Below are 26,613 nucleotides of genomic sequence, written 5' to 3'. Positions count from 1 at the left end.
GGGGTCAGAGGGTCCGGCGGAACAGGTCCAGCAGCGCCGTCCAGTGCCGCTCCGTGGCCTGCGCGCTGTACATCGCCGTGTCGGCCTGCGTGAACCCATGACGGGCGCCGCTGTACACCTCGCCGCGATGTCGGACCCCCGCCTCGGTGAGCGCCTTGTCCAGGCGGTGGATCTGTTCGGCGGGGTTGGCGGTGTCCTGGTCGGCGTGGCCGAAGTAGAGCTCGGCGGTGATGCGGCCGGCGAACAGATGGGGGCTGTCCGGGGCGTCGGTGGCGAGGTGTGCGCCGTGGAAGCCGGCCGCGGCGGCGACCCGGTCGGGGTAGGTGCCGGCGGTGCGCAGGGCCAGGCCCGCGCCCATGCAGTAGCCGGTGATGCCGACGGGGCCGGCGGCGGCGAGAGGCGACGCGGCCAGCCAGTCCAGGTAGACGGCGGCGTCCCGCATGGCCCCCTCCCAGGTGAGGGCCCGTGCGGCAGGGCCCAGCGCCTGGATGATCTCCGGGCGTTCGGCGGGGTCGATGAACTCGGGCAGCTCGACCACGGGTGCGCGGCCGGACCGGTGGAAGACGTTGGGGACCAGCACCGTGTAACCGGCCGCGGCGAGGCGGTCGGCCATCGACCTGAGGTGCGGGCGCAGGCCGAAGGCGTCCATGTAGAACAGAACGGCGGGGTGCGGGGCGTTGTCGTCGGGGTGCGCGAGGTAGGCGTCGGCGGTTCCGTCGGGGGTCGGGAGGTCGACGGAGGTTCCCTGTACGGCAGTCATGGGAGGTGGTCTCTCGGCGTCTCGAAGAAGAACAACTGCGGTGACCATACGGCGAGTTGACAACGACCCGGTGCCTCAGAGGGTTCCCTGAACCCCGACCACCACCCGCGTCACATGGTGCGCCCCGCCACCAGCCACCTGGACGGCAGCACGATCCGCTCGCCGTCGGGGCCGAACTCCGTGGTGGTCAGCGGGAGTTCGCCGCTCGCCAGGACGGTGAGGCCTGCCGTGCGCAGATACTCGGGCACGGCGTCGTCGGCCACTTCACCGGGGGCGATGCCGTGCTGGAAGATCGGTGCCAGCTTGGCGGGCGGTCCGGTGGGGCTCTGCGCCAGGCCCAGCAGGACGGGCTTGGCGGCCTCGGAGAGTTCGACGAGGAAGACCCGGCCGCGCTCGCCGACGAGCGCGGCGATCCCGTCCACCATGGGCTGCCGGTCGTCGGGTTCGGCCTGGTGCAGAACGCCGCGCATATAGACGTTGGCGTCGCCGATCTCGGCGTGCAGCGTCTCCGTCTCGCTCTTCTCGACGGCGTCCAGGACACGGTACGTCGCCTGTCCGGCGGGGTCGGCGTGCCGGGCGCGGTCGAGGGCGGCGGCGGACAGATCCGCGCCGACCACCCGCCTGAAGCGGTCGGCGAGGAAGCGGGTCTGGGTGCCGTTGCCACAGCCGAGGTCCACCATCGCCAGCCCGGGGTCGGCGAGGTGCGGTTCGAACAGGCTCAGGTGTATGCCGACGGTCAGGGTCGGATCCGCGTCCCAGAACACGGCCCCCTGTTCCTGTGGGGCTGCACGCCAGAAGCCCTCCCAGGCCTCCCGGTACCGACTCGTCACGCTCATGCCCAACTCCCCAGGGTGCGACGTACGGGCCCGTTCAACCGACGGGCGAGTACGGTCTATCGCGCCCTGGTCACGGCTACAAGCGCACGGCGCATTCCTTCACTCCGTATTCGAGGGGCGTACGCCCCCGGGCGCCCCCCACACACCTGATGTGCAGTCAGTACGCGCCCCTCGTGCGGTCAGCGCCGGGGCAGGGTCAGTTCGAACCAGACGGTCTTGCCCGCCTTCGTACGGCTGGTGCCCCACTCGCGGGCGAGGGCGCTGACCACGCGCAGTCCGCGTCCGAACTCCTTTTCCGGGCCGGCGCTGCGCAGGGTCGGCAGGTCGTGGTCGTCGTCGTCCACTTCGCACAGCAGGGTGTCGCCGCGGACGAGCCGCAGTTCGACGGGGCGGCTGTGGGAGTGCCGTACGGCGTTGGTGACGAGTTCGCTGACCAACAGCTCGGCGTTGGGGGCGAGTTTGGCGAGCCCCCAGTCGTGGAGCTGTTCGCGGACGACAGCACGCGCGCGGCCGACCTCGATGGGGTCGAGGGCGAGCCGCCACTCGGCGACGTCGTCCGGCTCGATGCCGTTGAGGCGGGCCATCAGCAGGGCCACGTCGTCCTTGCGGCCGCCCCGAGTGTTGAGGGCGCGGATGATGGAGTCGCAGGCGTCGTCCATGGAGGCGGCGGGGTGGGCGGCGGACTCGCTGAGGGTCGCGAGGCCGACACCGATGTCCTCGCCGCGCACCTCGACCAATCCGTCGGTGCACATCACAATGCGGTCGCCGGGCTCCACACGCACGCGCACCGCTTCGAAGGGCACTCCGCCGACGCCGATGGGCGCACCGGTCGGAAGGTCGAGCAGCTCGCTGCGGCCGTCCTCCGCACGGACCAGTACGGGCGGGATATGGCCCGCGTTGGCGATGTGCAGTTCGCTCGCGATCGGGTCGTAGACGGCGTACAGACAGGTCGCGAGGTAGGTGTCGCCGAGGCGCTGCGCGAGGTCGTCGAGGTTGCGCAGCAGCTGGGCGGGCGGCAGGTCGAGGGCGGCCATGGTCTGCACGGCCGTACGCAACTGGCCCATCATGGCGGCCGAGTTGAGGCCGTGGCCCATGACGTCCCCGACGACCAGCGCGGTGCGGGCGCCGGGCAGCTTCACCGAGTCGAACCAGTCGCCGCCGACCCGGCCGAGGAGCGTGCCCGGCAGATAGCGGGTGGCGATGTCGCAGCCCGCCATGCGCGGCGGGATGTGCGGCAGCATGCTGTCCTGGAGGGTCTCGGCGACACTCTCCTGGTACGTGTACATGCGCGCGTTGTCGAGCACGAGGCCCGCGCGGGCGGCGAGTTCGGCGCCGGTGACCCGGTCCATGTCGTTGAACTCGACGCGCTCCGGGTGGCGCAGCAGGATCATGAAGCCGAGCACCACGTTGCGTGCCTTCAGGGGCACGATCAGCATGGAGCGGTTGGTGATGAGCGGCCGGATGTCCCGCTTCTCGAACTGTGAGGCGATGGCGTGGCCCATCTCCTCGCTGATGCGCGGCACCAGGACGGGCTCGCCGCTGGTCATGCACTGGAAGAACGGTGTGTGCGCCGGGAACGGCATGGCCTCGCCGACCGGTACGACGTCGTCCCAGCGGCCGGGTTCGTCGGTGTGCTCGACGGCGACGCGGTGCCACATGGTGGTTGTGTCCGGCACGCCGTCCGGGAACCCCTCGCCCGCGACGACCTGTTCGCGCAGATAGGTGCCGGCGACGTCCGTGAAGCGCGGCACGACGGCCTTGCTGACCTCGATGATGGTCGTGGCCAGGTCGAGCGAGGTGCCGATCTTCCCGCTGACCTCGTTGAGGAACTCCAGGTGTTCGCGTACGGCGGCGTACTCGAGGTCCTCGGCGTCGTCGGTGAGTTCGTGCGGTACCGGCAGGCCCTCGGCCGCCGCCCGCGCGGCCCGCTCGCGGCGGGCCTTGCGCTCGACCCGGCGCGGGACGCCCCAGTCGGGGGTCACGGGCACCCGGTCGTTCTGACTGAACTCCAGGACGGGATAGCCCAGTTCGAGGACCTGCGCGACGATGCGGGCGCTTTCGTCGACGCTCATGCTGGGCAGGATCTCGGGCAGCCGGCGGGCCAGCTCCTCGGCGCCGGGGAAGTCCGTGTGCAGGGCGAAGCCGGGAGCGATCCGCTCGAACGCCAGGTCCCCTTCGCTGCCCTCGGCCTCGTCCTGGCGCAGTCCCGCGGTGTCGGCGGCGAGCACGAGCAGCCGCTCGCGCCCCGGGCCCACCAGGGGGTACGCCCACCACAGCACGTCCACGCGCGCGTCGGCGCCGTCGGATTCGGGGACGGTGAGGCGGGCGCGGCCCGCGGCCGGGTAGGAGAGCCTGCCGTCGAGGGACGTCTCGAGGTCGGGGCCGAGTCCGTCGTACGCGCCGTATGCCCCGTACGGGGTGAGGTCCTCGTCCTCGGGCAGTGCGCCGGAGACGGGCAGCAGGTCCGCCGCTGAGCGCCCTATCGCGTCGTCCTTGGGGACTCCGAAGAGCCGGCCCGCGCCCCTGCTCCAGTGGGAGACGAGGCCGTCGCGGTCCACCACGACCACGGCCAGCGGGATGCGGCCGGCCGCGGCGGACTCCGTCGCCGCGCCGTCCCCGGCTCCGCGGCTGGGAGGCGCGTCCCTCTCGGTGCCACGGTCGGTGCCATTGTCCATGGCCCAGGCCCTCTCTCCCCACGGCTCCGCAAGATCTGTGCCGGCTACTCCACCGTAAGGCTCCCGCCGGTGGTGATGTGCGGCAACGCGGGAATTGATGCAACGGAGCGGGCCACACGCGCGGGGGCGCGCGCCGGAGCGCATGACACCGCGTCAGTCTTCGTGCCCCAGTTGCAGGTCCCGCTCGGTCCGGCCGCCTCCCGCGACCCGGAGCACGGTGGCGACCGGCGGGTAACCGGCCGCGATGACGGTGTACTCGCCGGAGGACAGGTCGACGAACCGGAACGTTCCGTCGAGGCCGGTGGTCAGGGTGTCCACCACGTTGCCCGCCGCGTCGAGCAGTGTCACGCGCGCGTCGTCGACGGGCCGTCCGCCGCTGGTGCGCACGGTGCCGCGCAGCAAGGCGCCGCCGGCGAGTTCGACGTCCTGGCGGGTCTCCCGGGCGGCCTGGACGGTGACGGGCAGCGCGGCCGGGCGGAACCCGGGCGCACTCGCGGCGAGGGTGTACTCGCCCGCGACCAGCTCGGTGATGACGTAGCCGCCCTCGCGTCCGCTGCGGGTGGTGGCGACGACCTCGCCGCGTACGTCGGTGAGCGTGACGGTGGCGTCGCGCACGGGGGTGCCGTCGGCGGTGAGCACGCCACCGGCGAGGCGTCCGGCGCCGCCGAGGACGACATCCAGCTCGACGGGGCGCTCGCCGACGGTGACGGAGACGGCCTGCGGCTGGTGGCCGCCCGCTGCGGCGATGAGGACGTACGACCCCGTGCCGGTCGTGGACAGCGCGTACCGCCCGTCCTCGCCGCTCGCGCCCCGCCCGATCTGCTGTCCGGTGGCGTCGATGAGGGTGAGCGCGGCGCGGGGGACGACGGTCCCGTCGGGGTGCTGCACCGTGCCGCAGACGGGGACTCCGGCGGCGTACGGCGATCGGGCGTGCGGGATCGCGGTGGTCGCGGGCTCGGTTTCGGCGGCGTTGTGGGACACCAGGGGTTTCTCCTTGAGGAAGAACGCGATGAGCAGGCCGAGGGCGAGCACCGGCACCAGGTAGAGGAAGATCCGGGGCATCGCGTCGGCGTACGCCCGGATGTAGTCGTCGCGCAGCGGATCGGGCAGGGCGTGGACGAGCTGCGGGGTGATGGACTGCGGGTCGGGCAGCCGTGCACCCGCGCGCGTGGGCAGCCGTTTTTCGAGGGCGTCGGTGAGCCGGCCGGCGAAGAGGGTGCCGAAGACCGCGGCGCCGACGCTGCCGCCGATCTGCCGGAAGTAGTTGTTGGCGCTGGTGGCGGTGCCGAGGTCGGCGGGGCGCACGGAGTTCTGCACGGCGAGGATCAGGACCGGCATCACCATGCCGATGCCGGCGCCGAGCACGGCCATCCAGAGGCTGTAGTGCAGTCGGGGCGTGTCGGCCTGGAGCCGGGAGAGCAGCCACATCCCGACGACGGAGACGGCGCTGCCGAGCACGGGATAGATCTTGTAGCGCCCGGTGTGGCTGATGAGCTGCCCGGAGACGATCGAGGCGCCGACGATGCCGCCCATCATGGGCAGCATCAGCAGGCCGGACTCGGTGGCGGAGGCCCCGTCGACCATCTGCAGAAAGGTCGGCAGATAGCTGGCGGCGCCGAACAGCGCGACGCCGGTCACCAGGCCCACCAGTCCGGTGACGTTGAAGACGGAGTCCCTGAACAGCCGCAGCGGGATGAGGGGTTCGGCGGCGAAGCGCTCGGCGAGGAGGAAGAGGATGGTCGCGGCCGCCGCTCCCGCGCCGAGACCGAGGATCGTCCGCGAGTCCCAGGCGTACTCGGTGCCTCCCCAACTGGTCAGCAGCACGAGGCAGGTGGAGGCGGCGGCGAGCAGCAGCGCGCCCAGGACGTCGAGCCGCGCCCTGGCCTGCGGCTTGGGGAGTTTCAGTACGACGGTGACGACGAGGAGGGTGACCAGGCCGAACGGGACGTTGAAGTAGAAGCACCAGCGCCACGAGAGGTGGTCGGTGAAGTACCCGCCGAGCAGGGGGCCGGCCACGGAGGCGAGGCCGAAGGCGGCGCCGATCAGGCCCATGAAGCGGCCGCGGCGGCGGGCCGGCACGATGTCCGCGATGATCGCCTGCACACCGATCATGAGCCCGCCCGCGCCGACCCCCTGGACCGCGCGGAAGGCGATCAGCTGATCCATGCTCTGCGCCCGGCCCGCGAGCGCGGCGCCGATCACGAAGACGACGATGGCGAACTGGAAGACGCCCTTGCGGCCGAGCAGGTCGCCGAGCTTGCCGTAGATCGGGAGGCCCACGGTGGCCGTCAGCAGGTAGGCGGTGATCGCCCAGGACATCCGGTCCAGGCCGTGCAGCTCGCCGACGATCTTCGGGAGCGCGGTGGCGACGATCATCTGCTCCAGGGCGGCGAGCAGCAGCGCCAGCATCAGCCCGAGGAAGACCAGCCGCACCCGGCGCGGGCTCGGTTCGACCGGTCCGGCCGGTCCGGCGGGGGCCTGCGGGGGCGCCACGGCGGGCTCACCCCGCAGTTCGCCCTGCGCCGTCGTCCCGCTCACGTACCGCTCCCCTCGCCGCGCTGCCACACAATTCCGCTCAAGGCGGCAACTACGGGCGAGCGCGACGAGTTACGGCGGACCGGCGGGGCGCGGGGAGATCCACTCGATCCGGTGAGGGGCGTCAACGGCCCCCGAGTGGCCGGGACTTACTTCTCGACCTCGGTGGCCAGCTTGGCGAGGACGGCGTCGTAGATCCGGCCGAGGCCCTTGGGCGCGAAGGTCTTCTCGAAGAAGCCGCCGATGCCGCCGGCGCCGTTCCAGACGGTGGTCACGACGACGCGGGACTTGCCCTCACCCGCCGGGGTGACCCGCCAGGTGGTGACCATGGAGGAGTTGCGGTCCTTCTCGACGAGCTCGCCGTCGGTGGGCTCGCTGACCTCCAGGAGGCAGTCGCGCACCCGCTTGCTGGTGGCCTGGAGCTTCCAGTGGACGAGGGTGCCCTCGCCATCGCCGCCCTCGCGCACCTCGTACTCGCTGAAGTGCTCGGGCAGCAGCTTCGCGCGCGTGCCGCTGTAGTCGGCGAGGGCGTCGAACACCTTCTCCGCGTCTGCCGCGACGACCCGCTCGGTAGTGGCCTCGACCTGCGCCATCGGTTTCCTCCAGGGCTTGCTTCTCTCGGGGTTGGGGCAAGCCAACCACCCCCGCCCACGGCCGCCCAAATCGGGGTGCCCGAGCACGCCCGCGGGGCTCGTGGGGCGATCGGAAACAGGCCTTGCACGGAAAATCGAACACGTGTTTCACTCGGGGCAGCGCTACCGAGGAGGCGTCATGCGGTGGGAGAACCTCACAGTGGAGTCCGGCGGGCACAGCCGGGCGGCGGACGCCGCGCTGTTCGGCGCGGACGCGGTCGTGAGCAGGACCTTCGACACGCCTGAGTTCCGTGGAATCACCTTCCACGAGGTACGGGCCCGCTCGATCATCAACCGGGTGCCGGGCGTCTCGCGCATGCCCTTCGAGTGGACGGTCAATCCGTACCGCGGCTGCTCGCACGCGTGCGTGTACTGCTTCGCCCGCAAGACGCACACCTATCTGGACCTCGACCCGGGGCTCGACTTCGACTCGCAGATCGTGGTCAAGGTGAACGCCCCGGAGCTGCTGCGCCGCCAGCTCGGCTCGCGCCGCTGGCAGGGCGAGCACATCGCGATGGGCACGAACGTCGACTGCTACCAGCGCGCCGAGGGCCGCTACCGGCTGATGCCGGGCATCCTGTCCGCCCTGCGCGACCACGCGAACCCCTTCTCGATCCTGACGAAGGGCACGCTGATCCTGCGCGACCTGGATCTGCTGGTGCAGTCCGCCCAGGTGACGGACGTCGGCATCTCGGTGTCGGTCGGCTTCACCGACCCCGAGCTGTGGCGCACGGTGGAGCCGGGCACGCCCGCCCCGGAGCGCCGCCTGGACGTGGTCCGCACACTCGCCGAGCACGGCATCGGGTGCGGTGTGCTGATGGCTCCGGTGATCCCGTTCCTGAGCGACCGGCCCGCCCAACTGCGCGCCACCGTGCGGGCGATCGCGGCCTCCGGGGCCACCTCCGTCACCCCACTGGTGCTGCATCTGCGCCCCGGCGCCCGCGAGTGGTTCATGGCCTGGCTGGGCCGGCACCACCCGCACCTGGTACGCCGTTACGAGCGCCTGTACGCGGACGGCGCCTACGCCCCCAAGTGGTACCAGCGCCGGATCACCCGTCAGGTCCACGAGCTGGCACAGGAGTACGGGATCGGCCCCACGCGCGCGGGGATGCCACGGCGGATCCGGCCGCCCGAGGCCCCCGAGCCGACGGTGTCCGAACCGACCCAACTCACGCTCATTTGAGAGCATACGAGCGCATCCCGCGACCCAATCGGGTCAACTCTTGCCAGAACGAGTTCTTCGGAGGCGGCTTTCCGGGACGATGCGGCGAGGACCGTGAGACTCGCGGTCCGAAACCCTCCGTCCTGGGAGGACTTCATGAGAAAACGCGCAGCGGTGCTGTGCGGTGCCGCCGCCGTCGTGGCCGGGAGCTTCACTGCTCTGCCTGCGGGCGCGAGCACCTCGCGGTCCCCGCAACCCGCTCCCGCCGCGGAACTCACCTGGAAGAACTGCGCCACCACGAACTATCCGGCGCTCCAGTGCGCATCGCTCGACGTGCCGCTCGACCACCGGGATCCGCAGGGAAAGCAGATCACCCTTGCGCTCTCGCGTGTGAAGCACACCGCGCAGAAGAGCCAGGGCCCGCTGCTGGTCAACCCCGGCGGTCCGGGCGGCAGCGGCCTCTCGCTCGCCGGATTCGTCGCGAACTCCCTGCCCAAGGCGGTCGCGGCCCAGTACGACGTCATCGGCTTCGACCCGCGCGGGGTCGGCAAGAGCAAGCCCGCCCTCGACTGCGAGCCGGGCCACTTCAACCCCGTGCGCCCGGACACCGTGCCGAGCACACCGGCCCTGGAGAAGACCAACCTCGACCGCGCCACGTCCTTCGCCGCCGCCTGCGGAACGAAGTACGCGAGCCTGCTGCCGTACCTCAACACCATCCAGGCCGTGCAGGACATGGACTCGATCCGCGCGGCCCTGGGCGCCCGGCAGACCAGCTACTTCGGCTACTCGTACGGCACCTACCTGGGCGCGGTGTACGCCAAGCTCTTCCCGCAGCGCGTGAAGCACCTGGTCCTGGACTCGATCGTCGACCCGACGGGCGTCTGGTACGACGACAACCTCGCGCAGGACTACGCCTTCGACGCCCGCCACAAGGCCCTGATGGCCTGGATCGCCAAGTACGACTCGACGTACAAGCTCGGCACCGACCCGGCGAAGGTCGAGACCAAGTGGTACGCGATGCGCAAGGCGGTCGCCAAGAAGCCGGCCGGCGGCAAGGTGGGCGCCTCCGAGCTGGAGGACACGTTCATCCCCGGCGGCTACTACAACGGCTACTGGCCGTCTCTGGCCGCGGCGTTCGCGGCGTATGTGAACGACAAGAAATCCGACCCGCTGGTCGAGGCGTACCAGAGTTTGGGCGCTGTCGACGCGTCCGGGGACAACGGCTACAGCGTCTACGCCTCGGTGCAGTGCCGTGACGCCTCCTGGCCACGCGACTGGAACCAGTGGCGCAAGGACAACTGGGCGGTCTACGACAAGGCGCCGTTCATGGCCTGGAGCAACGCCTGGTACAACGCGCCGTGCGCGTTCTGGCCGACGGACTCGCTGAAGCCGGTGCACGTCGCCAACGACAAGCTGCCGCCGGTGCTGCTGTTCCAGGCGACCGACGACGCGGCGACCCCGTACGAGGGCGGCGCGACGGTCCACCGTCTGCTGGCGGGCTCCAGCTTCGTGGTCGAGCAGGGCGGCGGCAACCACGGCATCACGCTGAGCGGGAACGCCTGCCTGGACAAGTACCTGGCGGCATACCTGTCCGACGGCACGGTGCCGCGCGGCGGCGGCCCGATCGACGCGGTGTGCCCGAAGACGCCCGACCCCAAGCCGCTGAGCACCAAGGCGCCGATGAGCACCAAGGCGGCGCCGGGGTCCGACAGCGGCGCCACGCTGCACGAGCTGATCGGCTTCCGCGGCTGAGCACGACCCGATGGTGAGGTTCCGTCGGAGGCGTTGTCAGACCCATGGTCCACGATGGACGCATGAGTGAGCTGACCAGGATCACCGCCCCCGACGGGGTCTTCCCCGCCGCGCGGTACAGCCACGTCGTCATGGGCACGGGCCGTTTCGTCGCGATCGCGGGCCGGCTCGCGCTGGACGAGGACGGCAGGCTCGTCGGCGAGGGTGACGCCGGGGCCCAGGCCCGCCAGGTCTTGGAGAACCTCCGCCGCTGCCTGGCCGCCGCCTCCGCGGTACAGATTGCCGCCCTCGTCCGCCCCGAGTTCCTGACGGAGATCGAGGCTCCCCCACTGCCCGAAGGCGTGGGCGTACCCCCAGCGGTGGTGGCCGGGTGAGCGCGCTCCTGGTCCGCGAAATGACCCTGGCGGACTGCGAGCGCGTGGCGGAGATCCGCGTCGGCGGCTGGCAGACGGCCTACCGGGGGATCGTCCCGCAGTCCTACCTCGACACGATGAGCGTGCCGGAGAACACCGAACGCCGGCGGATGCATTTCCTTCAGAACAACCCCGGCATGCTGGACCTGGTCGCCGTGCAGGACGGGGAGATCACCGGCTGGCTCTGTCACGGCCCGTACCGGGACGGCGAAGAACACACGGACGACGCCGAGTTGTACGCGCTCTATGTCGCCCCGGGCCGGTACCGCGGCGGCACCGGGCGAGCCCTCCTGCGGCAGTCCACGCTTCGCTGCGCGGCCGCCGGGCACGGCCGCATGTACCTCTGGGTCCTCAAGGAGAACGACCGCGCGCGCCGCTTCTACGAGGCCTCCGGCTTCCGTCCGGACGGCATCGAGGAGCCCTTCGAGGTGGGCGGAGTCCAGGTACCCGAGGTCCGCTACGTCAGAGAGCTCACCGACTGACGCGGCCTCACCTCTGTCTCGGGATCCGTGCCAGCGCCCGCACCGCCGCCTCCGCCAGGGCCGGGTGTGCCAGTGCCTCGTTGAGTACGGGTCTGGCGCGGGCGTCCTCCAGGGCGCCGAGGCCCTCCACACAGGCGAGCGCCACCCGGCGGTACGGGTCGTGCGGGCGGAGCCTGCGCTGCAGGGTGGTGATCAGCGCGGGCACGGACTCGGGGGCGCGCAGCCGGGCAAGGAGCCGGACCGGGTGGAGGGCGTAGGCGACGCGGAGTTCGTTCGTGGCGAGGGCGGCCGCCGCGCGGGCGGTGCGCGGATCGTCGAGACGGGCGAGGGCGTGGGCGGCGGAGGCGCAGCGCTGCGGATCACGGTGGTTGAGAAACAGGACGAGGGACTCGAAGGCACGCCGGTCACCCGCGAGCCCCAGCCGGAACGCGGCCAGCTCCCTGGCCCACAGCGGCTGCCCGGGTTCGGTGAGCACCCGCGCCAGCTCGTCCGGGTCCTCGGTGGCGACGAGACGGTCGTACTCGGCGGTCGCCCCCGACTCCGCCCGTAAACGCTCCGTGAGTGATCGCAACTCTTCGTCCATGACACCGAAGATTAGAGGGGCCGCCGATCTCCGGGGACGTACATCACAAACACGGGGACTAGCGCGCTCGTTACCCGCCGGTTAAGCTCAGACGAGCGAGTTACCCACTCGCATTCCTTACGGCGGCCTGGTGACGCAGCTGCCGTGAGAGCAAGTCGGTTCGGTACTTCAGGTACCGCAGTACGACCCGGCCACGGGACAGGGCCGGTCGAATCACCCACCGTTCGCTCCAGGCGTGTGCGCGCCCACGGCGACGGCAGGCACCGGGCGTGTGCGCTTGCAGCCCGGAAACACCCGCAATCCTTCACGCACCCGGTGCGCCAGGTCGGCTTCGGCCGGCCTTCCCTCGGCGCACCCGGGCGCTCTCCCAGTCGTCACCCTCATGCCTGGAGTCCCGCGATGGCCACTCCCCTGTCCCACACCCCTTCCGCTTCGCTCACGACCATTGCCGTCGTCGGCCTCGGCACCATGGGCACCGGTATCACCGAGGTCCTCGCCAAGGCCGGCCGCGAGGTCGTCGGCATCGACATCAGCGAGGCCGCGGCCGCCAAGGCCGTCACCGCCCTGGAGGCGGCCACCGCCCGTGCCGTGGAGAAGGGCCGGCTCACCGAGCAGGAGCGCGCGGACGTCCTCGCCCGCGTGAGCATCTCCACCGATCTGCAGGCCGCGGCCGACGCCGACCTCGTCATCGAGGTGGCTCCGGAGTCGTACGAGATCAAGCACCAGATCTTCCGCGAGCTCGACGGCATCGTGCGTCCGGAGACGATCCTGGCGACCGGCACCAACGCCCTGTCCGTGACCCGCCTGGCGGCCGACTCTGCCCGCCCGGAGCGCGTGCTGGGCCTGCACTTCTTCAACCCGGCGCCGGCGATGAAGCTCGTCGAGATCGTCTCCTCGGTCCTCACCGCGCCGACCGCCGTCACCGCGGTGACCAACCTCGCCCTCGACCTCGGCAAGGAGCCCGTCGCGGTCGGCGACCGGCCCGGGTTCGTCGCCGACGGGCTGCTGTTCGGCTACCTCAACCAGGCGGCCGCGATGTACGAGGCGAAGTACGCCTCCCGCGAGGACATCGACGCGGCGATGCGGCTCGGCTGCGGTCTGCCGATGGGCCCCCTCGCGCTGCTCGACCTGATCGGTGTCGACACCGCGCGCACGGTCCTGGAGGCCATGTACGCCGAGTCCCACGACCGGCTGCACGCCCCCGCCCCGATCCTCAAGCAGCTCAGCGAGGCGGGTCTGACCGGCCGCAAGTCCGGCCGCGGCTTCTACACCTACGAGGCTCCCGGCAGCGCCACGGTCGTGCGGGACGCGCTGACGCCGCTGGACGGCGCGGCCCTCACCCAGGGCCGCGAGGTCCGCTCGGTCGGCGTCGCGGGCTCCGGCACCATGGCCTCCGGCATCGCCGAGGTCTTCGCCAAGGCCGGCTACGAGGTCGTCCTCGCCGCCCGCAGCGAGGAGAAGGCGCAGGCCGCCAAGGCCCGTATCGGCAAGTCGCTCTCGCGCTCGGTCGACAAGGGCCGGATGACCGCGGAGGCGGCCGCACAGACCCTGGACCGGATCACCGCGGCGGGCTCCTACGAGTCCTTCGCCGACGTCGACCTGGCCGTCGAGGCCGTCGCCGAGGACCTGGAGATCAAGCAGCAGCTGTTCCAGGCCCTGGACAAGGTCTGCAAGCCGGGCGCGGTCCTGGCCACCACGACCTCCTCGCTGCCCGTGGTCGCCTGCGCCCGCGCCACCTCGCGCCCGCAGGACGTGATCGGCATGCACTTCTTCAACCCCGCGCCGGCGATGAAGCTGGTCGAGGTCGTCCGTACGGTGCTGACGGCCGAGGACGTCCACGCGACGGTTCGCGAGGTGTGTGGACGGATCAAGAAGCACGCGGTCGACTGTGGCGACCGTGCGGGCTTCATCGTGAACGCCCTGCTTTTCCCGTACCTCAACAACGCGATCAAGATGGTGCAGGAACACTATGCGTCTCTTGACGACATCGACGCGGCGATGAAGCTGGGCGGCGGCTACCCGATGGGCCCCTTCGAGCTGCTGGACGTCGTCGGGCTCGACGTCTCCCTGGCGATCGAGAAGGTCCTGCACCGCGAGTTCCGCGACCCGGGCCTGGCCCCCGCGCCGCTCCTGGAGCACCTGGTGGCCGCGGGCTGCCTCGGCCGCAAGACGGGCCGTGGCTTCCGCGAATATGCCCGCCGCTGACGGCGCCGGCGACTGGTTCAGAGGCGAGACGGACTGGGGCGGACTGCTCGGCCCCGCCGGTGGACCCCCGCCCGCACCGGGCGGGGTCATCCCCGTACATGCGCAACAAGCTGCGCACATGCAGTACGTTCGGGTCATGTCCCAGCCCGCCAAGTCCTCACGTACACCAGCTACGCCCGACGCGCCGGAAAGTGCCGCAGGCAGTCGCGCGGCCGCCCAGCGGCTCAAGATGCGCCGCGAACTGGCGGCCGCGGCGATGGAGCTGTTCGCGACCAAGGGGTACGAGGCGACCACCGTCGACGAGATCGCGGCCGCGGCCGGGGTCGCGCGCCGCACCTTCTTCCGCCACTTCCGCTCCAAGGAAGAGGCGATCTTCCCCGACCACGACGACACGTTGATCCGTGCGGAGGCCGTGCTCAACGCGGCTCCCGCGCACGAGCACCCGCTCGACACGGTGTGCCGCGGCATCAAGGAAGTCATGCGGATGTACGCGGCGCGGCCGGAGATCTCGGTCGCCCGCTACAAGCTCACCCGCGAGGTGCCCACCCTGCGCGAGGCGGAGATCGCGTCGGTCGCGCGCTACGAACGCCTCTTCACCCGCTATCTCCTCGGCCATTTCGACGAGCACGCGCACGACGACGACGCCAACGACGACCCGCTGCTCGCGGAGGTCGCCGCGTCCGCCGTGGTCACCGCCCACAACCATGTCCTCAGACGCTGGCTGCGGGCCGGCGGGCAGGGCGACGTGGAGGCACAGCTCGACCACGCCTTCGCGATCGTGCGCAAGACGTTCGGGACGGGCATCGGGGCGGGGCGCAGCACGCCGGCGAACAAGCCGCCGGCTCCCGCGGCCGTCTCCACCCAGGGCGAGGTCCTGGTCACCGTCGCCCGCACCGACGCCCCGCTGGACGAGGTCATGCGGACCATCGAGCAGGCGCTCAAGGAACGCTGAGACCGCTCCCCCTTTGTGATGACGGCCACCCTCCGGGGTGGCCGTTTTGGCATGTCAGGGGCCCTTTTCCAACAGCTTTCAGCGCCCGTTCGATCGATCATCGCTCATTTGTTACGTAAAGATTTCACCTGAGAGCAATCTCTGGCACTCAGTGCCTTGCAAGGTGACACGCGGTGTCATACGTTGAAGGAGTCCGGGCGGCCGGCGTGCAGAGACCTAGCGCACGTCGGCTGTCCCCTCAAGCCCATGGCTTGCGCGCCCGGACGCCTGCGTCACAGGCAACCTCCCGCGCCACAAAGCGCTGCCGAACAGCACCACCGCCGAACCGACGGCCCTTCTCGAAAAACCCTCAGCAGCACCGACGTAACCCTCAGCGTCCCTCCCTCAGGACGCGTATCGCCGGAGGCAACACCGTGACCACCAAGGACATCCTGGACGCGATCCAGTCGCCGGACTCGACGCCGGCCGACTTCGCCGCCCTGCCGCTCCCCGAGTCGTACCGCGCGATCACCGTGCACAAGGACGAGACGGAGATGTTCGCGGGCCTGGAGACCCGCGACAAGGACCCGCGCAAGTCGATCCACCTGGACGAGGTTCCGCTGCCGGAGCTCGGCCCGGGCGAGGCCCTGGTGGCCGTCATGGCCTCCTCGGTCAACTACAACTCCGTGTGGACCTCGATCTTCGAGCCCCTGTCGACCTTCGGGTTCCTGGAGCGCTACGGCAGGCTGTCGGAGCTGACCAAGCGCCACGACCTGCCGTACCACATCATCGGCTCCGACCTCGCGGGCGTCGTCCTGCGCACCGGCCCGGGCGTCAACGCCTGGAAGCCCGGTGACGAGGTCGTCGCGCACTGTCTGTCCGTCGAACTCGAGTCGTCGGACGGCCACAACGACACGATGCTCGACCCCGAGCAGCGCATCTGGGGCTTCGAGACGAACTTCGGCGGCCTCGCCGAGATCGCACTCGTCAAGTCCAACCAGCTGATGCCGAAGCCGGACCACCTCAGCTGGGAGGAGGCCGCCGCCCCGGGCCTGGTCAACTCGACCGCCTACCGCCAGCTGGTCTCCCGCAACGGCGCCGGCATGAAGCAGGGCGACAACGTCCTGATCTGGGGTGCGAGCGGCGGCCTCGGCTCGTACGCCACCCAGTTCGCGCTGGCCGGCGGCGCCAACCCGATCTGTGTCGTCTCCAGCCCGCAGAAGGCGGAGATCTGCCGCTCGATGGGCGCCGAGGCGATCATCGACCGCAACGCCGAGGGCTACAAGTTCTGGAAGGACGAGAACACCCAGGACCCGAAGGAGTGGAAGCGCTTCGGCAAGCGCATCCGCGAACTGACCGGCGGCGAGGACATCGACATCGTCTTCGAGCACCCCGGCCGCGAGACCTTCGGCGCCTCCGTGTTCGTCACCCGCAAGGGCGGCACCATCACCACCTGCGCCTCGACCTCGGGCTACATGCACGAGTACGACAACCGCTACCTGTGGATGTCCCTGAAGCGGATCATCGGCTCGCACTTCGCCAACTACCGCGAGGCCTGGGAGGCCAACCGGCTCATCGCGAAGGGCAAGATCCACCCCACGCTGTCGAAGACCTACTCCCTGGAGGAGACCGGGCAGGCCGCGTACGACGTGCACCGCAACCTCCACCAGGGCAAGGTCGGCGTGCTGTGCCTCGCCCCCGAGGAGGGCCTCGGCGTGCGCGACGAGGAGATGCGCGCCCAGCACATCGACGCCATCAACCGCTTCCGCAACATCTGAGACACCCGGGGTCATAGATGACTGAGCGTCAGCCCGCCGAAGGCGTGCGGGAGAAGGACCGGCCGTGGCTCATGCGCACGTACGCCGGTCACTCCACGGCCGAGGCGTCCAACGAGCTGTACCGGCGCAACCTCGCCAAGGGTCAGACGGGCCTGTCGGTCGCGTTCGACCTGCCCACGCAGACCGGCTACGACTCCGACCACATCCTCGCCCGCGGCGAGGTCGGCCGGGTCGGTGTGCCGGTCGCGCACCTCGGTGACATGCGCCGGCTGTTCCAGGACATCCCCCTGGAGCAGATGAACACCTCGATGACGATCAACGCCACCGCCATGTGGCTGCTGGCGCTCTACCAGGTCGTCGCCGAGGAGCAGGGTGCGGACATCACCAGGCTCCAGGGCACGACCCAGAACGACATCGTCAAGGAGTACCTGTCCCGCGGCACGCACGTCTTCCCGCCGGGGCCGAGCCTCCGTCTGACGACGGACATGATCGCGTACACGGTCTCCCACATGCCGAAGTGGAACCCGATCAACATCTGCAGCTACCACCTGCAGGAGGCGGGCGCCACACCGGTCCAGGAGATCGCGTACGCGATGTCCACGGCGATCGCGGTCCTGGACGCCGTCCGGGACTCCGGTCAGGTGCCGCAGGAGCGCATGGGCGACGTCGTCGGCCGCATCTCCTTCTTCGTGAACGCCGGCGTCCGGTTCATCGAGGAGATGTGCAAGATGCGCGCCTTCGGGCGGATCTGGGACAAGATCACGCTTGAGCGCTACGGGATCCAGAACCCCAAGCACCGCCGTTTCCGCTACGGCGTCCAGGTCAACTCGCTGGGTCTGACCGAGGCGCAGCCGGAGAACAACGTCCAGCGGATCGTGCTGGAGATGCTGGCCGTGACCCTCTCCAAGGACGCACGCGCGCGTGCCGTGCAGCTGCCGGCCTGGAACGAGGCCCTCGGCCTGCCCCGCCCCTGGGACCAGCAGTGGTCCCTGCGCATCCAGCAGGTCCTGGCGCACGAGAGCGACCTGCTGGAGTACGAGGACATCTTCGAGGGCTCGCACGTCATCGAGGCGAAGGTCGCGAAGCTGGTCGAGGAGTCCCTCGCCGAGATCGAGCGGATCCAGGAGATGGGCGGCGCGATGGCCGCCGTCGAGTCCGGCTACCTGAAGTCGCAGCTCGTCTCCTCGCACGCCGAGCGCAGGGCCCGTATCGAGTCCGGTCAGGAGAAGATCGTCGGCGTCAACATCTTCGAGACGACCGAACCCAATCCGCTGACCGCAGATCTCGACACAGCCATCCAGACGGTCGATCCGGCTGTCGAGGCCCGTGTCATCGCGTCCCTGCAGCACTGGCGTGACACCCGCTACCAGCCGCCCTTCAACCACCCGCGCCCGTGCAAGGCGCTGGAGAAGCTGAAGGAGGCCGCCAAGGGCACCGACAACCTCATGGAGGCCACCCTGGAGTGCGCCCGCGCGGGCGTCACCACCGGTGAGTGGGCCGGGGCCCTGCGCGAGGTGTTCGGCGAGTTCCGGGCTCCCACGGGCGTGTCGTCGGCGCCGGTCGCGGTCGCCGCGGCGGAGGGTTCGGCACTGAGTGAGGTGCGCCGCAGGGTGGACGCCACCGCCCGCGACCTCGGCGTCGGCAAGCTGCGCTTCCTGGTCGGCAAGCCCGGCCTGGACGGGCACTCCAACGGCGCCGAGCAGATCGCCGTGCGGGCCCGTGACGCCGGCTTCGAGGTGGTCTACCAGGGCATCCGTCTGACGCCCGAGCAGATCGTGGACGCGGCCCTCGCCGAGGACGTGCACGCGGTCGGGCTGTCCATCCTCTCCGGCTCGCACGCCCAGCTGGTCCCCGACGTGCTGGAACGACTCCGTGTGGCCGGTGCCACAGATATACCGGTGATCGCCGGTGGCATCATCCCCAATGGCGACGCCGAACAGCTGCGGGCCGCCGGAGTGGCCGCGGTCTTCACCCCGAAGGACTTCGACATCACCGGGATCATCGGCCGCATCGTCGACGAGATCCGGACAGCGAACAAGCTCGACCCCCTGGAGGTCCCCGCATGACCACGCCCGTCAACCGTCTGCGTCCGCGACGCTCCTGCCTCGCGGTCCCCGGGAGCAACCCCCGCTTCCTGGAGAAGGCGCAGGGCCTCCCCGCCGACCAGGTCTTCCTCGACCTCGAGGACGCGTGCGCCCCGCTCGCCAAGCCCGAGGCGCGGCACACCATCGTCAAGTTCCTCAACGAGGGCGACTGGACCGGCAAGACGAGGGTCGTGCGCGTCAACGACTGGACGACCGAGTGGACGTACCGCGACGTCGTCACGGTCGTCGAGGGGGCCGGCCAGAACCTCGACTGCATCATGCTGCCGAAGGTGCAGACGGCCCAGCAGATCGTCGCCCTCGACCTCCTGCTGACGCAGATCGAGAAGACCATGGGCTTCGAGGTCGGCAAGATCGGCATCGAGGCGCAGATCGAGAACGCCCAGGGCCTCAACAACGTCAACGAGATCGCGACGGCCTCCCAGCGCGTCGAGACGATCATCTTCGGCCCGGCCGACTTCATGGCGTCGATCAACATGAAGTCGCTGGTCGTGGGCGAGCAGCCGCCCGGCTACCCGGCGGACGCCTACCACTACATCCTGATGAAGATCCTGATGGCCGCCCGCGCCAACAACCTCCAGGCGATCGACGGCCCCTACCTCCAGATCCGCAACATCGACGGCTACCGCGAGGTCGCCCAGCGCGCCGCCGCGCTCGGCTTCGACGGCAAGTGGGTGCTGCACCCGGGCCAGGTCGAGGCGTCCAACGAGATCTTCTCGCCGTCCCAGGAGGACTACGACCACGCCGAGCTGATCCTGGACGCGTACGACTACTACACGTCCGAGGCGGGCGGCAAGAAGGGCTCCGCGATGCTCGGCGACGAGATGATCGACGAGGCCAGCCGCAAGATGGCGCTCGTCATCTCCGGCAAGGGGCGTGCCGCGGGCATGCAGCGCACGTCGAAGTTCGAGATCCCGGAGGCCTGAGCGCGATGCAGTTCGGACGCACCTACGAGGAGTTCGAGGTCGGGGCGGTCTACAAGCACTGGCCCGGGAAGACGGTCACGGAGTACGACGACCACCTCTTCTGTCTCCTCACCATGAACCACCACCCGCTCCACATGGACGTCAACTATGCGGAGAACACGACGGACTTCGGCAAGAACGTCGTCGTAGGCAACTACATCTACTCGCTGCTGCTGGGCATGTCCGTGCCGGACGTGTCGGGCAAGGCGATCGCCAACCTGGAGATCGAGTCCCTGCGGCACGTGGCGCCGACCTTCCACGGCGACACGATCTACGGCGAGACGACCGTCCTCGACAAGACGCCGTCGAAGTCGAAGAACGACCGCGGCATCGTCTACGTCGAGACCAAGGGCTACAAGCAGGACGGCACGCTGGTCTGCGTGTTCCGCCGCAAGGTCATGGTCCCCACCGAGACCTACATCAAGGAGCGCGGCGGCGAGCAGCCGGGCCGCCCCGAGCTCAAGCAGCAGGAGAAGTAAGCCATGGCCCGTCTCGCCCAGACCGCCGGTCTGACCGACATCCAGCAGGAGATCCTCTCCACCGTCCGCGACTTCGTGGACAAGGAGATCATCCCGGTCGCCACCGAGCTGGAGCACCGCGACGAGTACCCGCAGCAGATCGTCGACGGCCTCAGGGAACTCGGCCTGTTCGGCCTGATGATCCCCGAGGAGTACGGGGGCCTGGGCGAGTCGCTCCTCACCTACGCCCTGTGCGTCGAGGAGATCGCCCGCGGCTGGATGTCGGTGTCCGGCATCATCAACACGCACTTCATCGTGGCGTACATGCTCAAGCAGCACGGCACGCAGGAGCAGAAGGACCACTTCCTGCCGCGCATGGCGGCCGGCGACATCCGCGGCGCCTTCTCGATGTCGGAGCCGGGCCTCGGCTCGGACGTGTCCGCCATCACCTCCAAGGCGGTCAAGGACGGCGACGAGTACGTCCTCAACGGCCAGAAGATGTGGCTGACGAACGGCGGAACGTCATCTCTGGTCGCCGTACTGGTCCGAAGTGATGAAGGACACCCCGAGGGCACCGCGCCCCACAAGTCGATGACGACCTTCCTGGTCGAGAAGGAGCCCGGCTTCGGAGAGGTCCGCCCCGGCCTCACCATCCCGGGGAAGATCGACAAGATGGGCTACAAGGGCGTCGACACCACCGAGCTGATCATGGATGGCCTGCGGATTCCGGCCAACCGCGTGCTCGGCGGCGAGACCGGCCGGGGTTTTTACCAAATGATGGACGGCGTGGAGGTCGGCCGTGTGAACGTGGCGGCGCGTGGCTGCGGCGTCGCTCAGCGTGCCTTCGAGCTCGGCATCCAGTACGCCCAGCAGCGCCACACCTTCGGCAAGGCGATCGCCCAGCACCAGGCCATTCAGTTCAAGCTGGCCGAGATGGCTACCAAGGTCGAGGCCGCGCATGCCATGATGGTCAACGCGGCACGCAAAAAGGACTCCGGAGAACGAAACGACCTTGAGGCCGGCATGGCGAAGTACCTCGCCTCCGAGTACTGCAAGGAGGTCGTGGAGGACGCCTTCCGGATCCACGGCGGCTACGGCTTCTCCAAGGAGTACGAGATCGAGCGCCTCTACCGTGAGGCCCCGATGTTGCTGATCGGTGAAGGTACAGCCGAGATCCAAAAAATGATCATCGGTCGCAGGCTGCTCGAAGAGTATCGGTTCCAGGGCTAGATGTCCGGATACGGGGTGTTTTCTTGGAGAAGAAGATCACACCCCGTCAGCACTCTTCAGCCGCCGACTCGGCTTCCTGGCTTGCCCAGTTGCGGCCCGCGACCGGTACCATCCCGGGAAAGCCGCCGTCCCCTGTTACTGCGCGGCATCATCCGCTACGAAGGTCATCCATGCCCCACAGCCAAACCTCTGCACCACGCGACAGCCGGGCCGGCGTACGCCTCGCGCGCGGAGCATCGCCGTGGCTTCTGCCGACCGTCGCCACCGCAGCCCTCAGCCTGGCCCGTGCGCGCCGCTCCGGCGTCGCCAAGGCCGTGGCGGTGCCCGCCACCGCTCTCGCGGCGGGCATGCTGTGGTTCTTCCGCGACCCCGAGCGCGAGATCGCCCCGGGCCGGGTCATCTCGCCCGCCGACGGTGTGGTGCAGAGCATCATGCCGTGGAAGGACGGCCGTACCCGCGTCGCGATCTTCATGAGCCCGCTCAACGTCCACGTCAACCGCGCGCCGCTCTCCGGCGAGGTGACGTCGGTCGAGCACATCCCCGGCGGGTTCGTTCCGGCGTTCAACAAGGAGAGCGAGAACAACGAGCGCGTAGTCTGGCACTTCGACACCGAACTCGGCGACATCGAGATGATCCAGATCGCCGGCGCGGTGGCCCGCCGCATCGTGCCGTACATCCCGCAGGGGACCAAGGTCGAGCAGGGTGACCGCATCGGTCTGATCCGCTTCGGCTCGCGTGTCGACATCTACCTGCCCGAGGGCGTGGACGTCGCGGTCGAGGTCGGCCAGAAGACCGTGGCTGGGGTGACTCGCATTGACCGTGATTGATCCTGATACCCAGGCGGGCTGGGTGCCCGAGGCCGACGAGGTGGACGAAGAGGAGGAGATGCCCCTCTCTCTCCGCCTCTCAATAGCGGACACCCTCACCCTCGGCAACGCCACGTGCGGCTTCATGGCGGTGTACTTCACCACCACCGGCATCCTGATCCCGCACCTCACCGGCGACCAGGAGACCGGCATGGCCCGCCACAGCGCGGCCACGGCGGTCATCCTGATGCTGTGCGCGGCGGTCTTCGACCTGTTCGACGGCCTGGTCGCGCGCAAGCTGCGCTCCTCCCCCATGGGCGCGGAGCTGGACAACCTCTCGGACCTGATCAGCTTCGGTCTGGCGCCGGCGTACTTCGTCCTCGTCTACGGCATGGTCGCGGACGACGCGCATCAGCGGGTGGCCGCGGTCGGGGCAATCGTGGTGCTCCTGGCCGTGGTACTGCGCCTGGCGAGATTCTCCTGCGTGACCGTCCCGAACGGCATGTTCCAGGGCATGCCCTCGCCGTTCGGCGCGCTGACGGTCGTCTCGATCGTCCTTCTGGAGCTGCCCTTCGTGGCGACCCTCCTGGCGATCCTGGGCACGGCCTGGCTGATGGTGAGCCGGGTCGAGTACCCGAAGCCGCGGGGCCGGCTCGCGGTGGCGATGCTGTCCTGGATCGTCGTCTCCATGGGCCTGCTGGCGGCCTGGGCGTTCGACGCCCCGAGCGGCCAGCTGCTCCTCCAGACGGGGTGCGCGCTCCAGCTGGTCACCGGTGCGGTGATTCCGCTGTTCGCCACGGCTCGCCGGGTGAACAACTTCCGTGACAACCGGCGTGAGGCGCGGGCGGCGCAGTTGCCGTAGCGGCGCTCGTACGACGGCGAAGGGCCCCGAACCATTGGTTCGGGGCCCTTCGTATGGGCGCCCTCTGGGGGGCTGCCGCCCCCGGACCCCCGCTTCGGCCTCAACGGCCTCGTCCTCAAACGCCGGACGGGCCGAAAGATCAAGCCCGGTCTCAGGTCAGGAAGTCCCGCCCGATCTGTTCAGCCACCCGCTCAAGGATCGGCCCCGCGTCCGCGATGCACTTCGCCACGTCCGGCTCCACGGAGGTCAGCGGGTACGCCCGCCGGATCCCCGCCCGCCCCAGCGCGTCCGGCGGCAGCGCCAGACGGCCGCACACGGCGACGACCTCCTTGTCCGCGGCGCGTGCGGCGGCGGCCACCCCCGCCGGCGCCTTGCCGTGCAGGGTCTGCTCGTCCAGGGAACCCTCGCCGGTGATCACCAGGTCCGCCCACTGCAGCGCCGGCTCGAAGCCGAGCACGTCCAGCATCACCTCGATGCCGGGGCGGAAACGTGCGCCGAGGAGCAGGGCGCCGTAGCCGATGCCGCCCGCCGCGCCCGCACCCGGGGACGCGGCGCATTCCGCCGCCTTCGCGCCGACCGCTTCCTCCAGCACCTTCGCGTAGTGCGCCAGCGCCGTGTCCAGTGTCTCCACGTCGTCCGGGGAGGCGCCCTTCTGCGGGCCGTAGACGGCCGGTGCGCCCTTCGGGCCGGTCAGCGGGTTGTCGACGTCGCTCGCCAGGACCAGTTCGACGGAGGCGAGGCGCGGGTCCAGGCCGGACAGGTCGGCGGAGGCGAGCTCGCTCAGTCCGCCGCCGCCCGGGGGAACCGGCTCCCCGTCCGCGTCCAGGAACCGTGCCCCCAGCGCGGACAGCATCCCGGCGCCGCCGTCGGTGGTCGCGCTGCCGCCGACGCCGAAGACGATGGTGCGCGCACCCGCGTCCAGCGCGGCCCGCAGCAGCTCGCCGGAGCCGTACGTCGAGGCCGTGAGCGGCGCGAAGACGCCCGCCGGCAGTCGCTGCAGCCCACTCGCCTCGGCCATCTCCACGACCGCCGTGCCCGCGCGCAGTGCGAAGGCCGCCGTCACCTCGTCTCCCAGCGGCCCCGCGACGCGCACCTCGCGCCGCTCGAAACCGGCCGCGACCGCCGCGTCCACGGTCCCGTCGCCGCCGTCGGCCACGGGCAGCGACTCCACCTCGAGCTCCGGTACGACCCGGCGCAGCCCGGCCGTCACCCGCTCGGCGACCTGCACGGCCGTCAACGACCCCTTGAACTTGTCCGCGGCGATGAGCACGCGCTGTGTCACCTGTTTCCCCTTGCTCTCCGGGCCTCGCGCATGTCAAGGCCAGTCGCGCCGCTGCGACCTTAACCGGGGGAGGCCCCGGTCGTCATTCCGTGACCGGAGCATGGACGCTCCGTGGGATGTGCCGGTGTGCGGCTCCACCACGGGCGCCGCGATTGGCCGTCGATCGTCTTCGGACCCGTCGTGGCCGGTCGCGCCCACGCGGCGGAGCCGCACATCGATACAGCCCCGCGCCCCTTCAGGGCGCGGCCGCTGTGCGTCCCTTGTCGAACGCCGCGCAGCCCGCGCCCAAATCGGGTAGACCTTCTGCTATGACCCCTGTGGGCACTGAGCCCGAGCTCGCGGACCGCATCCTCGGGGGCTGGCTGGGCCGGATCTCGGGCAACATGCTCGGCAAGCCGGTCGAGCAGGGCGACCTGTGGACGCGGGACCGTATCGACCGCTATCTGCGGCAGGCCGCCGCCCTGCCCCTCACCGACTACCTTCCCGAACCCGCCGACGAGAGCGACGGCTTCGAGCTGCGCCCCGAGTGGCGCCAGTGCGTGCGCGGCCGTATCCACGGCAGCTGCCGCGACGACGACGTCGACTATGCGATCCTCGGCCTGGACCTCCTGGAGACGCACGGCTTCGACTTCAGCACCGAGCAGGTGGGCGAGCTGTGGCTGCTGCGGCTGCCGTACCTGCAGACCTTCACGGCGGAGCGGGCCACGTACCGAAACCTGGCCAACGGGCTGAAGCCGCCGCTGACGGCCACGTACGACAACCCGTACCAGGAGTGGATCGGCGCCCTGATCCGCGCCGACATCTACGGCTGGACCTGCCCGGGGGTGCCGCGCCGCGCCGCCTCCCTGGCCCGCCGGGACGCGGTGCTGTCGCACACCGGCAACGGCGTGTACGGCGCGATGTGGGCGGCGGCGCTGATCGCGGCGGCCTTCACCGCGCCCACCGTGCGGCACGCGGTCGACCAGGCACTGGCCGTCATCCCGGCGAGCAGCCGGCTCGCCCGTACCGTGCGGCGGGTCGTCTCCCTCCATGACACCCGGATGACCTGGGAGGACACGCTCACGACGGTCGCCGAGGAAACCGCCGGGCTCGGCTGGATCCACACCATCCCGAACGCCGCAGTACTCACCGCTGGGCTTCTGTACGGCGACGGAGACTTCACCCGCACCATCACGCTCACCGTCCGCGGCGGCCTGGACACCGACTCCAACGGGGCGACGGCCGGCTCGGTGGCGGGCGTACTGACCGGGGCGGACGCCATTCCGGCGCAGTGGAAGGAGCCGCTGGAGGACACGGTGCGCAGCGCGGTGTTCGGCTTCGACGGGGTGCGGATCAGCGAGCTGGCGCAGCGGACGGTGCAGCTGGCGGAGGCGGAGATCTAGCCGAGGGCCGAGCGTGGAGCTGGTTACCCTTCCTGGATGACCTCCACGCCAGACTTCGCCACGTACCTCGCCGGCCTGCCCCGGATTCTCGCCGGGGCCGCCGCCCTCTTCCAGGACGCCGAGGGCCGGGTGCTGCTCGTCGAGCCCAACTACCGTGAGGGCTGGGCCCTGCCGGGCGGCACGATCGAGTCCGACGACGGCGAGACCCCGCGCCAGGGTGCGCGGCGCGAGACGCTCGAGGAGATCGGTCTCGACCGCGAACTGGGCCGGCTGCTCGCGGTCGACTGGGTGTACAAGCCGAGCTGGCCGCCGCTGGTGGCCTATCTGTACGACGGTGGTGTCCTCGGCGAGGACGACCTCAAGGCGATCCGCCTGCAGGAGGAGGAGCTGCTGTCCTGGCGCCTCGTCCCCCGCGAGGAGCTCGACGACTATCTGCTGGGCACCCTCGGCCACCGCGTCCGGGTCGCCCTGGACGTCCTGGCGGAGGGTTCGGGCACGGCCGAGCTGGAGAACGGGCAGCGGGTGTCGTGACCGGGCATCGACTCACCCCTCGGGATCACGGGGCTTGACGTCCACCTCCCGCAGACCCTCGTCCCGCGCGGCGACCCGGGCCTCGGTCCGGTGGCCGCGCTCGATGTAGTCACGGACGACGAGTTCGACGGCGTCCTGCGGGCTGCCGACGCCCGCGAGGACCATGACTTCCACGACGAGTTCGGCATCGAGCGAGACGGTGACCTTGGCCATGGTCGGAACCTAGCACCGGAGAGCGCGCACGAATATCC

The 26,613-nt window shown here is 70.3% G+C and carries 23 protein-coding genes; 15 read left to right on the top strand and 8 right to left on the bottom strand.

Translation table 11 applies throughout. The annotated features are described in order from the left end of the window. Positions 1 to 4: 4 nt before the first annotated feature. From ACWC1K_RS12765 to ACWC1K_RS12745, 5 genes are all read right to left on the bottom strand, one after another. Complete coding sequence (locus ACWC1K_RS12765) at positions 5 to 760, bottom strand: dienelactone hydrolase family protein (protein WP_450830833.1); 756 nt, start codon at positions 758 to 760, stop codon at positions 5 to 7. Positions 761 to 870: 110 nt separating this feature from the next. Continuing rightward, positions 871 to 1,596: a class I SAM-dependent methyltransferase gene (locus ACWC1K_RS12760; RefSeq protein WP_450830831.1), complete on the bottom strand. Its 726-nt coding sequence runs from the start codon at positions 1,594 to 1,596 to the stop codon at positions 871 to 873. A 179-nt stretch (positions 1,597 to 1,775) separates the two neighbouring features. Next, positions 1,776 to 4,271: a SpoIIE family protein phosphatase gene (locus tag ACWC1K_RS12755; RefSeq protein ID WP_450830830.1), complete on the bottom strand. Its 2,496-nt coding sequence runs from the start codon at positions 4,269 to 4,271 to the stop codon at positions 1,776 to 1,778. Positions 4,272 to 4,424: 153 nt separating this feature from the next. Next, complete coding sequence (locus ACWC1K_RS12750; RefSeq protein ID WP_450830828.1) at positions 4,425 to 6,809, bottom strand: MFS transporter; 2,385 nt, start codon at positions 6,807 to 6,809, stop codon at positions 4,425 to 4,427. A gap of 146 nt (positions 6,810 to 6,955) precedes the next feature. Continuing rightward, a complete protein-coding gene (locus ACWC1K_RS12745) occupies positions 6,956 to 7,399 on the bottom strand; it encodes an SRPBCC family protein (RefSeq protein WP_450830826.1) in 444 nt (147 codons plus the stop codon). Between the two features lie 178 nt (positions 7,400 to 7,577). Between ACWC1K_RS12745 and ACWC1K_RS12740 the strand changes: the two genes are divergently transcribed. From ACWC1K_RS12740 to ACWC1K_RS12725, 4 genes are all read left to right on the top strand, one after another. After that, on the top strand, positions 7,578 to 8,621 hold the full coding sequence (locus tag ACWC1K_RS12740) for an Rv2578c family radical SAM protein (RefSeq protein ID WP_450830824.1): 1,044 nt from the start codon (positions 7,578 to 7,580) through the stop codon (positions 8,619 to 8,621). Positions 8,622 to 8,756: 135 nt separating this feature from the next. Then, positions 8,757 to 10,352, top strand: a complete 1,596-nt coding sequence (locus tag ACWC1K_RS12735; protein WP_450830823.1) for an alpha/beta hydrolase — start codon at positions 8,757 to 8,759, stop codon at positions 10,350 to 10,352. 62 nt (positions 10,353 to 10,414) lie between these two features. Continuing rightward, the gene (locus ACWC1K_RS12730) at positions 10,415 to 10,726 is read left to right on the top strand and encodes a Rid family hydrolase (protein ID WP_450830821.1); all 312 of its coding nucleotides are present in this window, start codon (positions 10,415 to 10,417) and stop codon (positions 10,724 to 10,726) included. Continuing rightward, positions 10,723 to 11,247 carry an N-acetyltransferase family protein gene (locus ACWC1K_RS12725; RefSeq protein WP_450830819.1) on the top strand — a complete coding sequence of 175 codons (525 nt, stop codon included), beginning with the start codon at positions 10,723 to 10,725 and terminating at the stop codon, positions 11,245 to 11,247. The genes ACWC1K_RS12730 and ACWC1K_RS12725 overlap by 4 nt, the downstream gene beginning before the upstream one ends. Positions 11,248 to 11,254: 7 nt before the next feature. On the opposite strand, the gene ACWC1K_RS12720 is transcribed toward ACWC1K_RS12725, so the two are convergent. Beyond that, complete coding sequence (locus tag ACWC1K_RS12720; RefSeq protein ID WP_450830817.1) at positions 11,255 to 11,830, bottom strand: adenylosuccinate lyase; 576 nt, start codon at positions 11,828 to 11,830, stop codon at positions 11,255 to 11,257. A 399-nt stretch (positions 11,831 to 12,229) separates the two neighbouring features. Here ACWC1K_RS12720 and ACWC1K_RS12715 point away from each other — a divergent pair, with 399 nt between their 5' ends. The 9 genes from ACWC1K_RS12715 (at position 12,230) to pssA (ending at position 23,167) form a co-directional block, all read left to right on the top strand. Then, positions 12,230 to 14,035, top strand: a complete 1,806-nt coding sequence (locus ACWC1K_RS12715; protein WP_450830816.1) for a 3-hydroxyacyl-CoA dehydrogenase family protein — start codon at positions 12,230 to 12,232, stop codon at positions 14,033 to 14,035. A gap of 136 nt (positions 14,036 to 14,171) precedes the next feature. Then, positions 14,172 to 14,987, top strand: a complete 816-nt coding sequence (locus tag ACWC1K_RS12710) for a TetR family transcriptional regulator (RefSeq protein ID WP_351478459.1) — start codon at positions 14,172 to 14,174, stop codon at positions 14,985 to 14,987. A 413-nt stretch (positions 14,988 to 15,400) separates the two neighbouring features. Continuing rightward, positions 15,401 to 16,744: a crotonyl-CoA carboxylase/reductase gene (ccrA, locus tag ACWC1K_RS12705; protein WP_450830814.1), complete on the top strand. Its 1,344-nt coding sequence runs from the start codon at positions 15,401 to 15,403 to the stop codon at positions 16,742 to 16,744. A gap of 17 nt (positions 16,745 to 16,761) precedes the next feature. Beyond that, positions 16,762 to 18,810, top strand: coding sequence for a protein meaA (locus tag ACWC1K_RS12700; RefSeq protein WP_450830812.1), 2,049 nt, complete (start codon positions 16,762 to 16,764; stop codon positions 18,808 to 18,810). Then, on the top strand, positions 18,807 to 19,772 hold the full coding sequence (locus ACWC1K_RS12695; RefSeq protein ID WP_115910143.1) for an HpcH/HpaI aldolase/citrate lyase family protein: 966 nt from the start codon (positions 18,807 to 18,809) through the stop codon (positions 19,770 to 19,772). The genes ACWC1K_RS12700 and ACWC1K_RS12695 overlap by 4 nt, the downstream gene beginning before the upstream one ends. A 5-nt stretch (positions 19,773 to 19,777) precedes the next feature. After that, entirely contained in the window at positions 19,778 to 20,290 is a 513-nt protein-coding gene (locus ACWC1K_RS12690) for a MaoC family dehydratase (RefSeq protein WP_099932427.1), read from the top strand. Between the two features lie 3 nt (positions 20,291 to 20,293). Continuing rightward, positions 20,294 to 21,499: an acyl-CoA dehydrogenase family protein gene (locus ACWC1K_RS12685; protein WP_450830810.1), complete on the top strand. Its 1,206-nt coding sequence runs from the start codon at positions 20,294 to 20,296 to the stop codon at positions 21,497 to 21,499. A gap of 170 nt (positions 21,500 to 21,669) precedes the next feature. Continuing rightward, a complete protein-coding gene (locus tag ACWC1K_RS12680; protein WP_115910141.1) occupies positions 21,670 to 22,326 on the top strand; it encodes a phosphatidylserine decarboxylase in 657 nt (218 codons plus the stop codon). A gap of 22 nt (positions 22,327 to 22,348) precedes the next feature. Then, positions 22,349 to 23,167 (top strand): CDP-diacylglycerol--serine O-phosphatidyltransferase, encoded by an 819-nt coding sequence (gene pssA, locus ACWC1K_RS12675; protein ID WP_030936949.1) that lies wholly within the window; start codon positions 22,349 to 22,351, stop codon positions 23,165 to 23,167. 151 nt (positions 23,168 to 23,318) lie between these two features. Here the strand turns inward: pssA and ACWC1K_RS12670 are convergent, their stop codons facing one another. Continuing rightward, entirely contained in the window at positions 23,319 to 24,437 is a 1,119-nt protein-coding gene (locus tag ACWC1K_RS12670; RefSeq protein WP_450831118.1) for a glycerate kinase, read from the bottom strand. Positions 24,438 to 24,757: 320 nt separating this feature from the next. Here ACWC1K_RS12670 and ACWC1K_RS12665 point away from each other — a divergent pair, with 320 nt between their 5' ends. Together ACWC1K_RS12665 and ACWC1K_RS12660 are read left to right on the top strand one after the other, a co-directional pair. Beyond that, positions 24,758 to 25,831, top strand: a complete 1,074-nt coding sequence (locus tag ACWC1K_RS12665; protein WP_450830808.1) for an ADP-ribosylglycohydrolase family protein — start codon at positions 24,758 to 24,760, stop codon at positions 25,829 to 25,831. Positions 25,832 to 25,867: 36 nt separating this feature from the next. Beyond that, positions 25,868 to 26,362 carry an NUDIX domain-containing protein gene (locus ACWC1K_RS12660; protein ID WP_450830807.1) on the top strand — a complete coding sequence of 165 codons (495 nt, stop codon included), beginning with the start codon at positions 25,868 to 25,870 and terminating at the stop codon, positions 26,360 to 26,362. A gap of 12 nt (positions 26,363 to 26,374) precedes the next feature. Here the strand turns inward: ACWC1K_RS12660 and ACWC1K_RS12655 are convergent, their stop codons facing one another. Further along, the gene (locus ACWC1K_RS12655) at positions 26,375 to 26,575 is read right to left on the bottom strand and encodes a type II toxin-antitoxin system VapB family antitoxin (RefSeq protein ID WP_450830805.1); all 201 of its coding nucleotides are present in this window, start codon (positions 26,573 to 26,575) and stop codon (positions 26,375 to 26,377) included. Positions 26,576 to 26,613 lie beyond the last annotated feature (38 nt).

Source organism: Streptomyces sp. NPDC001492 (assembly GCF_053597275.1).
Note: the sequence above shows the minus strand (reverse complement) of the source record. Positions and strands in the feature narration are given on the sequence as shown.

Coding starts and splice junctions, on each gene's coding strand:
- ACWC1K_RS12740 (WP_450830824.1), top strand. CDS start 7,578: ATGCGGTGGGAGAACCTCACAGTGGAGTCCGGCGGGCACAGCCGGGCG.
- ACWC1K_RS12760 (WP_450830831.1), bottom strand. CDS start 1,596: ATGAGCGTGACGAGTCGGTACCGGGAGGCCTGGGAGGGCTTCTGGCGT.
- ACWC1K_RS12735 (WP_450830823.1), top strand. CDS start 8,757: ATGAGAAAACGCGCAGCGGTGCTGTGCGGTGCCGCCGCCGTCGTGGCC.
- ACWC1K_RS12690 (WP_099932427.1), top strand. CDS start 19,778: ATGCAGTTCGGACGCACCTACGAGGAGTTCGAGGTCGGGGCGGTCTAC.
- ACWC1K_RS12765 (WP_450830833.1), bottom strand. CDS start 760: ATGACTGCCGTACAGGGAACCTCCGTCGACCTCCCGACCCCCGACGGA.
- ACWC1K_RS12665 (WP_450830808.1), top strand. CDS start 24,758: ATGACCCCTGTGGGCACTGAGCCCGAGCTCGCGGACCGCATCCTCGGG.
- ACWC1K_RS12700 (WP_450830812.1), top strand. CDS start 16,762: ATGACTGAGCGTCAGCCCGCCGAAGGCGTGCGGGAGAAGGACCGGCCG.
- ACWC1K_RS12730 (WP_450830821.1), top strand. CDS start 10,415: ATGAGTGAGCTGACCAGGATCACCGCCCCCGACGGGGTCTTCCCCGCC.
- ACWC1K_RS12745 (WP_450830826.1), bottom strand. CDS start 7,399: ATGGCGCAGGTCGAGGCCACTACCGAGCGGGTCGTCGCGGCAGACGCG.
- ACWC1K_RS12720 (WP_450830817.1), bottom strand. CDS start 11,830: ATGGACGAAGAGTTGCGATCACTCACGGAGCGTTTACGGGCGGAGTCG.
- ACWC1K_RS12755 (WP_450830830.1), bottom strand. CDS start 4,271: ATGGACAATGGCACCGACCGTGGCACCGAGAGGGACGCGCCTCCCAGC.
- ACWC1K_RS12680 (WP_115910141.1), top strand. CDS start 21,670: ATGCCCCACAGCCAAACCTCTGCACCACGCGACAGCCGGGCCGGCGTA.
- ACWC1K_RS12685 (WP_450830810.1), top strand. CDS start 20,294: ATGGCCCGTCTCGCCCAGACCGCCGGTCTGACCGACATCCAGCAGGAG.
- ACWC1K_RS12655 (WP_450830805.1), bottom strand. CDS start 26,575: ATGGCCAAGGTCACCGTCTCGCTCGATGCCGAACTCGTCGTGGAAGTC.
- ACWC1K_RS12715 (WP_450830816.1), top strand. CDS start 12,230: ATGGCCACTCCCCTGTCCCACACCCCTTCCGCTTCGCTCACGACCATT.
- ACWC1K_RS12695 (WP_115910143.1), top strand. CDS start 18,807: ATGACCACGCCCGTCAACCGTCTGCGTCCGCGACGCTCCTGCCTCGCG.
- ACWC1K_RS12660 (WP_450830807.1), top strand. CDS start 25,868: ATGACCTCCACGCCAGACTTCGCCACGTACCTCGCCGGCCTGCCCCGG.
- ACWC1K_RS12710 (WP_351478459.1), top strand. CDS start 14,172: ATGTCCCAGCCCGCCAAGTCCTCACGTACACCAGCTACGCCCGACGCG.